Origin of the sequence: Rossellomorea sp. NRS-1567 (assembly GCF_050467885.1) — a bacterium.
Lineage (GTDB): Bacteria > Bacillota > Bacilli > Bacillales > Bacillaceae_B > Rossellomorea > Rossellomorea aquimaris_C.
In genome coordinates this window covers 65,417-80,883 of record NZ_JBITPL010000006.1, presented here as the reverse complement: position 1 = coordinate 80,883, position 15,467 = coordinate 65,417, and the positions used below count along the sequence as shown (strand labels likewise).

General features: G+C 36.6%; 16 protein-coding genes. All 16 read left to right on the top strand.

What is annotated here, in order from left to right:
- Positions 1-247 precede the first annotated feature (247 nt).
- Entirely contained in the window at positions 248-2,020 is a 1,773-nt protein-coding gene (locus ACIFOD_RS04350; protein ID WP_430313577.1) for an ABC transporter ATP-binding protein, read from the top strand.
- Between the two features lie 40 nt (positions 2,021-2,060).
- The gene (locus ACIFOD_RS04345) at positions 2,061-3,065 is read left to right on the top strand and encodes an acyltransferase family protein (protein WP_430313576.1); all 1,005 of its coding nucleotides are present in this window, start codon (positions 2,061-2,063) and stop codon (positions 3,063-3,065) included.
- Positions 3,066-3,227: 162 nt separating this feature from the next.
- Positions 3,228-3,614, top strand: a complete 387-nt coding sequence (locus tag ACIFOD_RS04340) for a VanZ family protein (RefSeq protein WP_430313575.1) — start codon at positions 3,228-3,230, stop codon at positions 3,612-3,614.
- Positions 3,615-3,675: 61 nt separating this feature from the next.
- Positions 3,676-5,601, top strand: a complete 1,926-nt coding sequence (locus ACIFOD_RS04335) for an asparagine synthase-related protein (RefSeq protein ID WP_430313574.1) — start codon at positions 3,676-3,678, stop codon at positions 5,599-5,601.
- Positions 5,602-5,615: 14 nt separating this feature from the next.
- Entirely contained in the window at positions 5,616-5,741 is a 126-nt protein-coding gene (locus ACIFOD_RS04330; protein ID WP_430313573.1) for a paeninodin family lasso peptide, read from the top strand.
- An 83-nt stretch (positions 5,742-5,824) separates the two neighbouring features.
- The gene (locus ACIFOD_RS04325; protein WP_430313572.1) at positions 5,825-6,751 is read left to right on the top strand and encodes an aldolase; all 927 of its coding nucleotides are present in this window, start codon (positions 5,825-5,827) and stop codon (positions 6,749-6,751) included.
- Positions 6,752-7,051 carry a lasso peptide biosynthesis PqqD family chaperone gene (locus ACIFOD_RS04320; protein ID WP_430313571.1) on the top strand — a complete coding sequence of 100 codons (300 nt, stop codon included), beginning with the start codon at positions 6,752-6,754 and terminating at the stop codon, positions 7,049-7,051.
- 28 nt (positions 7,052-7,079) lie between these two features.
- A complete protein-coding gene (locus tag ACIFOD_RS04315; protein ID WP_430313602.1) occupies positions 7,080-7,547 on the top strand; it encodes a lasso peptide biosynthesis B2 protein in 468 nt (155 codons plus the stop codon).
- Positions 7,507-8,703: a nucleotidyltransferase domain-containing protein gene (locus tag ACIFOD_RS04310; protein ID WP_430313570.1), complete on the top strand. Its 1,197-nt coding sequence runs from the start codon at positions 7,507-7,509 to the stop codon at positions 8,701-8,703. The genes ACIFOD_RS04315 and ACIFOD_RS04310 overlap by 41 nt, the downstream gene beginning before the upstream one ends.
- Positions 8,704-8,714: 11 nt before the next feature.
- Entirely contained in the window at positions 8,715-10,514 is a 1,800-nt protein-coding gene (locus tag ACIFOD_RS04305) for an ABC transporter ATP-binding protein (protein WP_430313569.1), read from the top strand.
- A 127-nt stretch (positions 10,515-10,641) separates the two neighbouring features.
- Positions 10,642-10,872 (top strand): hypothetical protein, encoded by a 231-nt coding sequence (locus ACIFOD_RS04300; RefSeq protein ID WP_430313568.1) that lies wholly within the window; start codon positions 10,642-10,644, stop codon positions 10,870-10,872.
- Positions 10,873-10,945: 73 nt separating this feature from the next.
- Positions 10,946-11,728, top strand: coding sequence for a hypothetical protein (locus ACIFOD_RS04295; protein WP_430313567.1), 783 nt, complete (start codon positions 10,946-10,948; stop codon positions 11,726-11,728).
- Positions 11,728-12,003 (top strand): PqqD family protein, encoded by a 276-nt coding sequence (locus ACIFOD_RS04290; protein WP_430313566.1) that lies wholly within the window; start codon positions 11,728-11,730, stop codon positions 12,001-12,003. The genes ACIFOD_RS04295 and ACIFOD_RS04290 overlap by 1 nt, the downstream gene beginning before the upstream one ends.
- Positions 12,004-12,031: 28 nt before the next feature.
- Positions 12,032-12,445: a signal peptidase I gene (locus ACIFOD_RS04285; protein ID WP_430313565.1), complete on the top strand. Its 414-nt coding sequence runs from the start codon at positions 12,032-12,034 to the stop codon at positions 12,443-12,445.
- Between the two features lie 20 nt (positions 12,446-12,465).
- Positions 12,466-14,283: an ABC transporter ATP-binding protein gene (locus ACIFOD_RS04280; protein ID WP_430313564.1), complete on the top strand. Its 1,818-nt coding sequence runs from the start codon at positions 12,466-12,468 to the stop codon at positions 14,281-14,283.
- Positions 14,284-14,329: 46 nt separating this feature from the next.
- A complete protein-coding gene (locus tag ACIFOD_RS04275; RefSeq protein WP_430313563.1) occupies positions 14,330-15,406 on the top strand; it encodes a nucleotidyltransferase domain-containing protein in 1,077 nt (358 codons plus the stop codon).
- Positions 15,407-15,467 lie beyond the last annotated feature (61 nt).

The window sequence follows — 15,467 nt, the reverse complement described above, 5'->3', positions numbered from 1 at the left end:
GATTTGTTATTGAAAGTTTTTTTTGATAGGAGCCAATGGTGAAATGATATCTACTAATTCCCAATACAATGTACAAGAATACATTTAAGCAATATTCAAATGTAAATATATTATAAAAAATTTGAATGTAAACATTCTGGGGGATAAGAAAAATAGTTTTCAATTTTTTTATAAAAATATTATTAACATAAGTTCTTTTGGTAGTGGCAATAGGAAAGTACAGTAATGTGAGGAAGGGTGTACAGTATTGAAAGAGTCGCTTAATAAGCTTCTTGTTATATTTAATAAAAATGATAAGAAGAGGTTATTTTATTTGTTTTTCTTAATGATCTTTGCAGCTTTATTTGAAACACTTGGAATAGGATTAATCTTACCTTTTGTCGGGATTTTAACAAACCCGGAGATGATACATGAAAACGATTTCCTGTCAGAAACATATAAACTGTTCAACTTCCCCTCTACAACTATGTATATTACTTTCTCAGTTATAGGACTACTTTTGATTTTTGTTCTTAAAAATCTTTATCTTCTCTTTTTTAATTATGCTCAATTTAGGGTCATACTAAATCAGCAAGTGAAATTATCTAGAGAATTATTTAAAGAGTATCTAACTAAACCATATACTTTCCACTTACAGAAGAATTCAGCGGACTTATTAAGAAATGTGGACGTAGAAGTTCCAAGAGTTTTTCAAGGCATAGTTATCTCCGGCTTCCAACTTATAACTGAAATACTTGTAATTTTTTGTATTCTGCTGTTACTTTTATTCGCAGCTCCCTTAGCAACTATTACAGCCTCGATTTTATTAGGAGGAAGTGTAATGGTCTTTTTTAAGTATTTCAGAAAAAAAATCACTCATTTAGGAAAAGAGCAGCAGACTGTAAACGGATCAATGATCAAATGGGTGAACCAGGGATTAGGAGCAAGTAAAGAAGTGAAAGTCTCAGGCAATGAGAAGTTTTTTATCAATTCTTATGCATATCAAAGCCAAATCAAAGCTAATAATAGCCGGTACATGAAAATGCTTGAACAAGTCCCACGATTGTTTATTGAAACATTATTAGTATCGGTGGTCCTCATTACCATGTTAATCATCGTTTTCCAGGATCGAAGCACTTCAGAACTCATTTCTACCATGGCACTATTTGCAATGGCTGCATTTAGATTAATGCCTTCTATCACCCGAGTGGTTGCGTTAATTACTACCATTAAATACAGCCAACCAGCACTCGCTGTGGTATATAACGACTTGTTTTTAAACAAGGAAAAGAAACAAGTTAGTACAAAATCTTCTCACATTACAACAGGTAATAATGATTCGAAAACTTATAAAGATTCTATAGAATTGAAAAATATTTCATTTAGATATCCAAATCAAAAGAATTACTCAGTAAAAGAGGCATCAATTATTATCCCAATTGGTCAATCAGTCGCATTTATCGGAGAGTCGGGAGCAGGTAAAACCACAATCGTGGATATTATTCTTGGTTTGTTCACCCCGGAAAAAGGTCAAGTACTGGTGGATGGAACAGACTTGGAAGAGCAAAAATCAACCTGGCAGAAAAAGATTGGATATATACCGCAGTCCATTTTTTTATCAGATGACACGATTCGTGGGAATATCGCATTTGGAGTAGACAACAAGGATATAGATGAAAAAGCGGTTTGGCGGGCGCTGAAACAGGCACAATTAAAAGAATTCGTTGAAGCGCTCCCAGAGCAACTTGAAACTTCAGTGGGTGAGCGAGGGGTAAGACTTTCAGGAGGACAGCGTCAGCGAATAGGCATTGCCCGTGCGCTCTATCATAACCCGGAAATTATATTCATGGATGAAGCTACATCTGCTCTGGACAATGAGACAGAAAAAGAAATCATGAAGGCAATTGATGCATTAAAAGGTGATAAAACACTCATTATTATTGCTCACAGACTTAGCACCATCGAAAATTGCGACATTGTATACAGAATGAACAATGGAAAAGTTGTAGCTATAAATAATCAACTTGTACAGTCATCATAAAAGTATAATCTTAACTTTGGACGAGATAAGGGTGATCCCAATGAAACAAAGACTAATCGACCTTGATCTCTTAAAAGGATTCGGCATCATAATGGTAGTTGCAGTCCACTCCAATATGCCGCAGCCCATCACTGCTTTCTTACAGTCGTTTGGAATGCCTTTGTTTTTCATGTTAGCGGGCTACACATTCAATTCAAAGAAATATAAAGGGAACTTTTATCTGTTTGTAAAGAAACGTTCCTTTAGTTTATTAGTACCTTATGTTATCGGGTGTTTACTTTCGTACTTATATTGGATCGTAACGAAGTTCACAGGTGATTATAGGGAAAGCTTTCTCTGGTATGAACCATTATCGGGAATACTTAAGGGAAACATTGAGGGGTTGATCAATTACCCTTTGTGGTTTTTGGTTTGCTTATACGGGGCTTTAATAATGTATGCCGCCAGCCAGAAGTATCTGCAAAGGTTCGTATTAGCTCAGCAGTTTGCTATTTACGCGGTTATCGGGTGGATTGGGGCAGTTATTGGAAGCGTGGTCCACCTTCCATGGGGACTGGATATTTCAATGGTATCACTACTGTTCATCTTTATAGGGGATCGCCTAAGACAGGGGTTGCGATTTCCTGGGGGCATTGGGTTGAGCTTGGTCCTGTGTTCAGCTTTTCTTATCAATGAGCCTGTCAGTATGGGTTTAAGAGAGTATGGAAACCTCTTATTGTTTTATATTAGCGGAGTTTCGGGGAGCCTGCTTAGTCTGGAAATTGTAAGGGGAATTACTGCAATACACCACTGGTTTAGAGCCATTAGTCATATAGGAAGAGAGTCTGTGTATATTTTAATCCTGCATGCAGGGATTTCATTTCCCCTGGTGAGTTACATCAATCATTTTTTACTACCAGGAGTAGCTTTTCCTTGGTTTGTATATTTAGTTGGAGGTATAATTATACCACTTTTTATCCGTTACGTATTTAAGAAGTTATACCAATTCATTCAGCAGCTAAGAATCAATAAATCGTTAATGAATAGTGAAAAAAGGATAGCCTAATTTATTTTGGAATAATCATTATTACACCTTGCGTTCTTTATAAAATTATAGTATTGTTCTCTATATGGTACAAATTAGGTATTTCTAACCAGATTGGGAGCTGAGTACAATTTGACCCTTTTTCTAAAGAAAATAATTTTAGCATTAGTTATTTTAGGCTACATGATACTAATCTGGTTCCAATCAAGTCATTTTAATCCTGAAATCATCTATTACACCGGTCTCACTCTTGATCCACGTATTATATTATTTGCTGGCCTATTATTGGAATCGCTCCATTTAATTGAATTCGGCATTTTATATGTACTCATTGTTCTTTTTCAACTGTCTTTTGGCAACCTCAACCGACGCAAAGAAATTACTGCAATCATCCTTTCCTTTTTATATTCAGTTACTGATGAGATACATCAATTATTCGTTCCGTTCCGGACCTTTTCAGTAGGTGACCTTATTAAGAATTTAATTGGAATTCTTATAATGTGGTGGCTATTTAGATATTTACATAACAGAAAAAGAATGGAAGCAAGAGAAGAAACTTTTCCTTATTAAAAATGAGTATTAATTATATGTTCGTTATTAAGAATTGAGTGGGAGATAGGGGAGGATTTTCATGAGTGCAATTGCTGGAAGTTACAATATTAATCAAGAGCCTATATCTTATGACCACATATCTACAGTAATGAATGCCTTAAACAAATTCCCGGCTGATGATATACAGATTCTCCATAAGGATAACCTGTTTTTCGGGTGTCATACTCAATGGATTACCCCTGAATCAGTTGGGGAGAAAAACCCTTTATACGATTCTGAAAGGCAACTGGTCATTACAGCAGACGCCATAATCGACAATAGGGATGAACTTTTTAATAAATTGAATATAAACAAGAGTAATAGAAAAGCGATCTCCGACAGTAAACTAATTTTACTATCTTATCATAAGTGGCAAGAAGATTGTCCGAGGTATTTAATTGGGGATTTTGCATTTATGATTTGGGATGAAAAGAGACAAAAGTTATTTGGAGCAAGAGATTTTTCAGGAGCCCGTACGCTCTATTATTATAGTGATTCCAATAGGCTAGCCTTTTGCTCATTAATGAAGCCGTTGCTTAAGCTTCCCTATGTGGAAAATGAAATTAGTGAACAATGGACGGCAGAGTTCCTGGCCATTCCATGGAATTTTGAAACCGTTGATACTGGAAGCACTGTATATAAAAAGATTAAACAAATTCCACCTTCTCACTCCATTGCTTTGTGCGGTGGGAAATTGAAACTAAATCGGTATTCAACCCTGGTAGCAAAAGAAAAGCTGAATCTGAAATCCAATGAAGAATACGAAGAAGCATTTATAGAAGTGTTTAATGAAGCTATTCATTCAAGATTACGTTCTAACTATCCAATTGGTGCACACTTAAGTGGAGGTTTGGATTCAGGCTCAGTGGCATGTTTAGCTGCAAATTCTCTTAAGGAAGAAAAAAAGAAGTTACATACCTTTAGCTATATTCCTATTGAAGGATTTATCGATTGGACACCGAAAAGCCGGGTTGCAAATGAAAGACCTCTCATCCAATCAACCGTAAATTTTAACGGAAACATCAACGATCATTATTTCACCTTCGAAGAAAAGAGTCCCCTTAGCGAAATAGATGGCTGGTTAGATGCTCTTGAAATGCCTTACAAGTACTTTGAAAATACATTCTGGCTTAAAGGAATGTTTGAAAAAGCGCAAGAACAAGGAATCAGAGTTCTGCTGAATGGGCAAAGGGGGAATTGGACAGTTTCTTGGGGACCTGCGATTGATTATCAAGCAAATTTAATGAGGAAATTTAAATTTCTTCGATTTTACAAAGAAATATCAGAGTACAGTGCAAATGTTGGTGTTCCTAAATCCAGAGTATTGTCTGTAGTCTCAAAAAAGATGTATTCAACTATTTATAAGTCTAAAAATCAGGAATTATTACCTTCGATGATCAGTTCAGACTTTGCTAAGAAAACAAGTGTATATGAAACGTTACATCGGCATGAGATAGATTTAACAGGTACCCTAACCGATTCATATGAAATAAAGAAAAAGCAATTTGAACAGCTTTTTTATTGGAATATAACAGGTACTTATAGTTCTAAATTATCCATCCATCACGCTGTATGGGATCGGGACCCTACAAACGACTTAAGGGTAGTGAATTTTTGTTTATCCGTTCCTGAGGAGCAATATGTACAAAATGGATTTAGTAGATCGCTTATTAGAAGGTCCACAAAGGGTATTTTACCGGATAGCATTAGGCTCAACCAGCGTACCAGAGGGGTTCAAGGTGCCGATGGCATACACAGAATGATGCCTGTCTGGAGAGAGTTTATTCGAGAGCTTGAGGAATTAAGTAATGACTCATTGGTAGCTGATGTACTAAATATTCCGGCGATAAAGAATGCGATTGAAATGTATAAACACGAACCAAAGCCTGAACAGGTTTATGATTTAGATTTTAGACTATTAATGCGTAGTTTAATTTTTTATCGATTTATGAAGAAGGTATCTTGAAAGGGGGTGGGAAAATGAAAAAAACGTGGGAGAAACCAGTTTTAGAAGTTCTAGATGTAAATATGACAATGGCTGGACCAGGAATCAAGACTCCAGATGCAGTACAGCCGGATGCAGATGAAACCATACATTACAGCTAATTATTTTTTGTATTAATCTTTAGCCCTTATATCAGCATTTGAAATATAAGGGCTTTTACAAAATATATCTTTGGAGTGAAAAAATGATTAGTACGATAAATAATACGATTTATAAAGCCTTTGGATTATACATATCCAGTGAAATAAGATTACCAGAGGTTCCAATTGCGTCAATTTTAATGAATGACGTCAATGTCAAGATTGAATTAGGAGATCTAACAGAGTGTTGGAGTCAAAAGGGAACAGAAGGGAAGATTGTAGTATTAGAAGAAATGATAGTGTTTAAGGTAAAGAACCTGGCGATCTTTTCAATTCAAGAAGGAAAAAGAGTTATCGTATCACCATTATCTGAATGGGATGAAAATAAAACAAGGCTTTATCTGTTGGGAACTTGTATGGGAGTTATTTTACTACAGAGAGGGATGATCCCATTACATGGGAGTGCAATCGTGATTGATGGAAAAGCATACGGGATTGTAGGAGATTCCGGAGTAGGGAAATCAACTTTAACTACAGCGTTTATTAAAGCAGGGTATAAGTTTTTAAGTGATGATGTGATAGCTGTTTCTCTTTCTAAAAGGAACATTCCATTCGTTAATCCGTCCTACCCGCAACAGAAATTATGGCAGGATAGCTTGGATGTGTTTGGGTTTGATTCTAATCAATTTAAACCATTGTTTGATCGGGAAAATAAATATGCAGTTCCTGTAGAGAAGAATTTTCATGCTGAACCCAAACCTCTCGCAGGAATAATTGAATTAATTAAAACAGAAGATAGGCATTTGGAAATTTGCCAACTGAGCAACTTGAATAAGGTACATACCTTATATAAACACACATTTCGTAATTTCCTGGTTCAAAGATTAAGCTTATTGGATTGGCACTTCCACTTTTCAACCGAAATAGCTAATCAAATACAGATACATCAGATGAAAAGACCCTCACGAGGAGTTGCTCCAGAACAATTGGTTCATCACTTATTAACATTAATAGAAGAAGGGGGAATTTAAATGATTAAGCACAAAAATTTAATTATGACTAATCACATTCAACAAAAAAAAGGAAACATTGTAAGCAATATGAATGGAGAAATGGTGATGTTAAGTATTTATAATGGTAAGTATTATAACTTAGGAGAAATTGGAGGACAAATATGGGAATCAATGAAAGGTACAACTTCCATTGATTCCTTAATAGGTACTTTAATGGAAACGTATGAAATTGAGGAAGAAAGATGTAGAGAGCAGGTACTTTTATTCTTAGAAAATTTGCTGACTGAACAGTTAATCGAAGTGGTTAAATATGACTGAATACTATTAGGTGATTATTTTGAAGAAGATGTTAGCTCTTATTTCATTAAGTCATAGAGAGCGAGTAATGTTGCTTGAGGCTTATTTTTTATTAGGGTGGGCAAGAGTTTTAAAGTACCTTCCTTTTTCAAAGGTAGCTCCTTCACTTGGTGAATTTATGATTGAATCTACCTATCTTCCTAAAGAAAAGGATATAGAAGTGATAAAAAACGTTAAAAGCTCTATTGAGATTATGAGCAAATATACTTTTTGGGAAAGTCAATGCTTAGTCAAAGCAATTGCCGGGATGAAAATGTTAAGGAGTAGAGGTATTGAATCAACCCTTTATCTGGGGACTGGTAGAGAAGAAGATAGATTAATTGCGCATGCATGGTTACGCAGTGGATCTTTGTATATTTCTGGAGCTGAGGGGATGGAGAAGTTTACGGTAGTAGGAAAATTCACTAAGAAAATAAATGGTAAAGGTGAAAAAAATGACTCCCAAACAGAGGCTTAATTTAAGTGGAATACCAAATGAACTTCTATTGATTATAGATATTCTTAAACATGATAAATTGCAGGAAAATCGATTCCGGGTATCTTCAGTAGATTGGGAAGAATTTGTCAGACTTGTTAAACATCATCGTGTATATCCTCAAGTGTATATAAAGCTAGTTGAATATCCAATCACCTTTATTCCCGATTATGTAATGAAGATACTGAAACAACTCTATCAAAAAAATACTTTTCATATGCTTCACTTAAGTGGAGCAATGGTGAAGGTAAGCCAGTTATTTAGTGATAATAGTATTAAAGCATTATTCTTAAAAGGACCCATTCTCGCCACAGATATTTATGGGGAACTTTCATTGAGGACATGCAGTGATCTAGATGTTCTAATACATATAGATAATCTTGAGGAAGTTGATGCCCTTCTAAAATATAACGGATATAAAAAAGATGATTATATCACTACAATTTTGAGTGACTGGAAATGGAGACACCATCATGTCACTTACTATCATCCAGAGAATAAAGTGAAAGTTGAAATTCATTGGAGGCTTAATCCAGGGCCAAGTAAGGAACCAGGCTTTAAGGAATTATGGTCCTCAAGAAGAGAAAAGCCCATCAGCAGCCATAATTCCCTTGCGTATTTAGGTAGGGAACATCTACTTTGCTTCTTACTTACTCATGGAGCCAGGCATGGATGGTCCAGACTTAGGTGGTTAGAAGATGTACGTTTACTCTTACAACAAGATATTGAGTGGGAAAATGTCGATGGAATTTTACGTGAATATCAATGTACTCATTTATACAAAAAAACTCTGCTTTTATGCACTGAGTTATTTAGTACTTCTACTCATTTGGAAACCCAAAGAAATTTTGAAGATCAACAATCTGTCCATTTAGCGCAGCAAACACTTTATTATCTTGAGAATAAGGTGAACCTGCACTCAACACCTCTTCCCGTTGATATTGCTGAGTTCCATAAAAAGTATTTATTTCTAATTAAACCATTTCAACAAAAGGTATGGTTTTATCTAAGTCTTTTACATCCTTATCCAGAAGACTTACACACATTGTACCTTCCAAAAAAACTTCACTTTTTATACTTTCCTTTACGACCATTCTTATCAGTTTGGAGAAGAACAAGGAAAAATGCGTTGCAATAGGAGGGGGAAATATGAGTTCTGTGTGGTATTACCTTAAAAAACTACGATCCATCTCTGGAAAAATATTATATCTCAATCTGATAGGTATGGTGATCATCAGTCTTCTGGAAGGATTAGGAATTTTGTTACTTATTCCTTTATTAGAGGTAAGCGGTTTACTTGAAATGAATACCATCATAGAATCTAATCAACTATTCTCTCGATTCACTTCTGAGTTACCTCCGTCTATATTACTTATCATTATACTAACAGGATTTCTACTGATAATGGCTGGACAGCATCTGTTACACAGAAAAGTTGTCATACAAAATGTTAAAATTCAAGAAAAGTTCGGTAGGCAAATTAGAATAGATTTATATAAATCAATCTTACATTCAAACTGGAGTTTTTTCTTAAGAAAGAAAAAGTCCGATCTAATTAATTCTTTAACTACAGAGTTGGCTCGTGTAATTGGAGGAGTTAACTTAGTTCTTCAGCTAACGTCAAGTATTATCTTTACAGGAATACAAATTGGTTTAGCTTTTTGGTTGTCGGCAGAAATGACATTCATTGTAGTAGCGTTTGGTCTCATTCTTAGTTTCTTTTCTAAAAATTTCATTATCAGATCAAAAAAAATAGGGTCACAAACATCACTAAATGCTCAAGAGTATTTATCTGGAGTCACCGACCAATTTAATGGAATCAAAGAAGTGAAAAGCAATTTGTTAGAAGAAACTCATTTCCGCTGGATACAAGGATTAACAGCAAAAATGAGTGATGAGCAAATAAATTATATTAAGTTAACCACTTCTTCTCAATTATTTTATAAGATCTCTTCAGCGTGCTTGATTGTTATCTTTTTATACGTATCATTAACGTTTTTTACGATTCAAAAAGAACAACTATTATTGGTCATTCTTATTTTATCCCGTTTGTGGCCGAGATTTACGAGCATACAAACAAATATTGAAAAAATTGCATCAACTCTACCAGCATTTATTTCGATTAATGATCTTCATAAAGATTGTGTAGAAGCAACAGAATTCAATTGTGAAATCAAGCATGATGATAATGAACAAATAGAGATAATGAAAAGCCTCAGTTGCAGGGACATAGCATTTCGTTACCAGAAGGAAAATCCGTTATTCGCTTTAAAGGATATCAACCTAAGCTTCCCTATCTATAAAATGACCGCCATTGTAGGACCTTCCGGAGCAGGGAAAAGCACATTAATTGATATTATAATGGGACTTAATCGACCTGAAAAAGGAGAGATTCTTATAGATGGAACGCCTCCCAAAACAGGAAGTCTTTTGGCTTTAAGAAAAGCAATTAGTTATGTTCCACAAGATCCATTCCTCTTTAATGCAAGCATACGTGAAAATCTACAAATGATTCAGCCAGATGCTACTGATGAAGATATCTGGGAAGCACTACAATTCTCGTCAGCAGCTGAATTTGTAACGAACCTGCCTGAAGGACTAGATACACTAATAGGTGACAGGGGTATTCGCTTATCCGGAGGGGAAAGACAAAGGATCGTACTAGCTAGAGCAATCTTGAAAAAACCATCGATCCTCATATTAGACGAAGCCACCAGCGCCCTCGACAGCGAAAACGAAGCCAAAATCCAAAAAGCGATCGAACGACTCAAAGGCAAAATGACCATCATCGTCATCGCCCATCGTCTATCAACCATCCGAAATGCGGATCAAGTGATAGTACTGGATAAAGGCAGAATCGTCCAATCTGGTTCGTTTAATCAATTAGCTCAAGAAAAGAAGAGCATGTTTAGTAATTTGCTTGAGAAACAAATACGGGCTATCCCATGAATGTAGAATTCTGTCGGACGAAATGTTCTTTAAAAAGAACAAAGTTAGTAATATAATTAGGTTAATAGTAGTATGCACGATGTTATTATCTTTGTGAAGAATTCTATAACAATAGGGAAGTGAAATAATGAAAAGACAAGAAACATACACCAAACCTGAAGTGCTAGCCCACCAGCCGATCCAATTCGAAACAGCCCAAAGTTGGAATGAAGGACATGGGAACCTAGATCATCCTGGTACAGGTAATGGAGGTATTCATTACCCGAATGACCCATACACAGGTCCAAGACCTAAACCGTGGCATGGTGGAGGAGGAGGGAAACCAGGCGGAGGTAACGGAAAAGGTAAAAACAGATAGTTTTCAAGTTAGAGATCAATAGAACGATAAGTTGATCTCTCTTTCATCAACTTGACAGTTAAAGGAGAAGCATATGACTCCATTTTATATAAAGATAGCAGACCACAAATTCAAGATCATTCAGGCCTCGAATGAATTTCTGCCTTTTCTATCGGAACGATTCTCTTTTGCTATTGGCCAAGGAAATAGTCATGATTTAAATCTACGTATTAATCATGGTTATGGAGAGCCTTTCGAAGATTATGATGTGAAAATAATAAAGAAAGAGAATCATATTGTATACCTTAGGAAGGATTATTTCATTGAAGTTGATTCCAGTTTCAGAAATGCAACGATTTCAGCTCACGACGATCTGGCCCTGAAGCATGCTCTTATGAACCTTTACAGTTCGTTCATTCTCCATCACAACTGGGGCCTGTTACTTCATTCCTCTTGTGTTATAGATGGACACAAAGCCCACATTTTTGCAGGTCACTCAGGAGCAGGGAAGTCTACCGCAGCCAGACTATCAGCCCCAAGAGAGCTTCTGTCAGATGAAGCTACACTAATAAAGATTACAGATCGTTCCATACTCATCTATGATTCCCCGTTCAGAAGTGAATTGGAGACGGTTGGTCACAAAGAGAATGCACCTTTATCCAGTATTCAATTACTGTACCAGGCGGACTTCAATGAACGAACTCAAGTTAAACAATCGGATGCCTTCATGAAGCTGATGGATAAAGTATTTTATTGGACTTATAAAGAAGATGAGGTGGTCAAGGTATTAGACTTTTTGAAGAAAATAGTTAGGGATGTGCCGGTATATGATCTTCATTTTCAAAAGAATAATACATTCTGGGAGTTGATTTCGTAATGACTGAAAGATACGTCCAAAGAAAAGAATATGAAGCGTCTCAATTTGATGATGAGTGGATTATCCTGAATACAGATCTATATACCGTTACTAAGGTGAATGAGGTGGGGGGCTTTTGTTGGGCATTATTAGAAAGTGCTCAAACCATCGATTCGATTGCTGTAGCGGTAGAGGGGCATTTTAACATAACAGAAGCCCGCGCAGTGTTAAAGGATGATATTAAAGATTTTTTAAAGGAACTTCAACATTACGGATTGGTTGAATATGCAAGTTAGTCCACAGGCTATCCAGGTGGTTGAGAAGGTGATCAGGAAGCACCGGTGGATTGAACTCCCTGCTAAAGGGACATCTATGTATCCTTATATCAGAGAAGGGGATGCATGTACATTTGAAACCTGCTCTCCGTCTGATCTGGAAAAAGGGGATGTGATATTGTTTCACAATGTCCAGGGTCAATTGATTTCACACCGATTTATCAGAACAATCATGATTGATGGTGGAAAATACTTGATGTGCAAAGGGGATACAAATCTGGGATTTGATGAACCCATTCTTCCACAACAGGTAATTGGGAAGCTTATGTACATCAAAAGAAGGGATATCCAGTTTTCTGCATCAACGTGGGGTTCATTCGTATGGAGGGAAGCTATCCTTCGTTTTCCCTCATTGACTCAAATGTTAAGAGTGTTTCTAGATAGGAAAGCGGTACGTTACTAGTCTTTAAGGTGGAGAGAACGATGAAGATGGGAATCAATCAACTTTCAGCTTTAGTTAAGCAATATTTGAACTTGCAGGATATGAAGAGGACATTTAAGATGTTGAAGCCTTTTATTTTTCGTCAATGGAAGGCTTATATGGCGATGTTCATGCTTTTATTTGTTGATATATTCCTGACCATTGCTTTTGCATGGTTCTTTGGAAACATGACGGATGCAGCTGTTAAGAGTGACTTCCCTGAATTAAGACGATTGATTCCGATTGGTATCATTCTTGTACTTGTTGGAATTGCTTCTAACTTCTTTTCGATTATTATTGAAACCATTACCTCCAATGGTTTAAAAAGGGACTTGAAAAACCATTTATTCCATCACATTCTTCGTCTTCCGTTAAGGCAGGTGTCCTCTCGCCGGTCTGGAGACATGATTTCTCATTTTACAAACGATATCAATAGCGTGGATGGGGTAGTCGGAAGTAGCTTAATGGATCTTCTCAGACTTCCCCTTACCTATATAGCAGTATTTATATATTTAATCCAAATACACTGGAAGCTTTCCCTGATAAGCGTTTCCGTGGCTCCTTTAGCTATAGTGGCAGGTGTCTATTTTGGGTTATTGCTGAGAAATAATAGCCGCTTAATACACAGTTTGATCGGAAAGATAAATAATACGTTAACAGAGACATTCCAGGGATTTCAGGTGATCCGGTCTTTTACGATGGAGAAGTTTCTATATAGAAAGTATTCCAGTGCAAACCAGAAGTTATATGAATTAGAGATGGAGAACGCTAAGCTTAGCGGATGGTTCAGTTCGGGAGGACAGGTGGTAAGTTCTATCACCTATCTGATTAGCTTGTGCTTAGGAGCTTATTATGTTTCAAAGGGAGTAATAAGTGTAGGGTCCCTACTTACATTTGTCAGTTTGGTCAGTTATTTGGTGAATCCTTTAACGGGACTCGCGAGTCAATGGGCAGGGTTTCAATGGTCCGTGTCTGCATTGGAGAGAGTAGTAAATGTGTTAGATGAGTCTGCTGAATCTCCTGTCATAAATGAGTATTCTCCTCTATTCCAAGGATTAACGTCTATAGAATTCAAGAATGTATCTTTCAGCTATGATGAAGAAAAGGTGATCTTTGATAAGTTCAGTCTTGCTGTACCAAAAGGGAAAACATTGGCTGTAGTGGGTCCGAGTGGAGCCGGTAAAAGTACAATGTTAAATCTTCTGCTGGGATTGTATACACCCCAACAAGGAGCCATTTTGATAAACGGAAAATCCAGGGAGGAATATACGCTTGCTCAATTGCGCAGTTCCATCGCTCACGTACCGCAAGAAACATTCCTCTTTGCAGGAACAATAAAGGATAATTTGTTGTTAGCTCGTCCGGGTTTGTCCCATGGAGAAATAGTGAATGCAGTAAAATCCGCTAATATATACGAATTCATTCTTTCCCTTCCAAATGGATTTGAAACGGAAATCGGAGAGAGAGGAATAAGGCTTTCCGGAGGACAAAAGCAACGATTGGCAATTGCGAGAGCTATATTAAAAGACGCTCCTATTCTTTTACTTGATGAAGCAACATCTTCCCTTGATAGTGAAACGGAATATTATGTGAAGAGTGCTTTAAAAGCTTTAATGAAAGGGCGCACTACAATCGTCATTGCCCACCGGTTATCAACCATCCAGGAAGCTGACTCTATTGTAGTGATGGAGGCAGGGAAAGTTGTACAACAAGGTAGCCACTTAGACTTATTAAATGAGGAAGGGCTTTATAAACGATTACATCAACTTCAGTATTTTGAAAGTGAGAAAACAACAAGTATTGTCGCTGTAAATGCATGACAGAAGGGAAGGGAAAACAATGCTCAAATCTCTCATACACTCACTATTGGATAAAAAATCAAGCCTTCCTCACAAGGCTTCTTACTACCACCAGGCAATCCATGAAATAGAATCCCACTCCATTTCCCCCCAAATCTATCACTTATTAAAAGAAAAAGGAGACCTGGAAAAAACACCATTATTCTTTCAAGTACGTCTAAAGCAAAAATACGATGAGGTATTATTCCAAAATATCCTCATTAAAAGTGAAACAGACAAAATCCTGAACGAACTTGATAAAGGAAATATAGAAGCCATTCCTCTAAAGGGAGTATATTTTGCTCAAGAATATTTCGGTCACATGGCTGCCAGAGGGACATCGGATATTGATATCCTCATTAAAAAAGAATCGGTAGGAGAGACAGTACAACTGGTTAAGTCCATGGGATTTGAACAGGAGGAAGAATGGATACCAGAGCACTTCCATTGTTCTTTCAGTAAACAAATCCCGGGTTCCCCTGTGCCTCTTGTTGTGGAGATCCATTGGGGTATCGTGAAAGAAAAGACTTCTCATTTGGAGATTGATACCTTCTGGGAAGAGGCTGAAGCTGTAAAGGAAAGCTCTTATATTAAAAGGTTATCGTATCAACATACCTTTTATATGATTTGTTTGCACGGGTGGAGGCATAATTTAGATTCTCCACGATATTACCTTGATATTATTCAGTTGATTTTCCGGTTGAACAATCGAGTAGATCTTCATCGATTATTTCAACAAGCTAAAAAAGATGGGACGTTTAAAAGACTGGTTCGTACTCTTTCCATTGTGTATGAAGAGTATCCAATACTGGAGAACGTTATGAAACTGCCTGTTAAACGAAGTGTGAGGAAACGGAGAAAGGGACGATTGTTTCATTACTTGGATTTTATCGACTTTCAATTTCTAAGCTATGACACTTCTCAACATAGTTTGAGAGAGGTATACAATTGGTGTTTTCCTAGAAAGAAGGACATTTTTACGGAATTAAACGTAGAGTATCAAAGGTCTTCCTATATAAAAAGTATATTCTTCTTATATAAAGCAAGGGTAGGAAAAGGATTAAGAGCAACTTATTTGTTAGTCAGAGGTGCCAATCAGCCTTAGCACCAAGCACTTTCCTTTACCCAACCACGTAAAACCCTTATAATCATACAAATAGATTCAA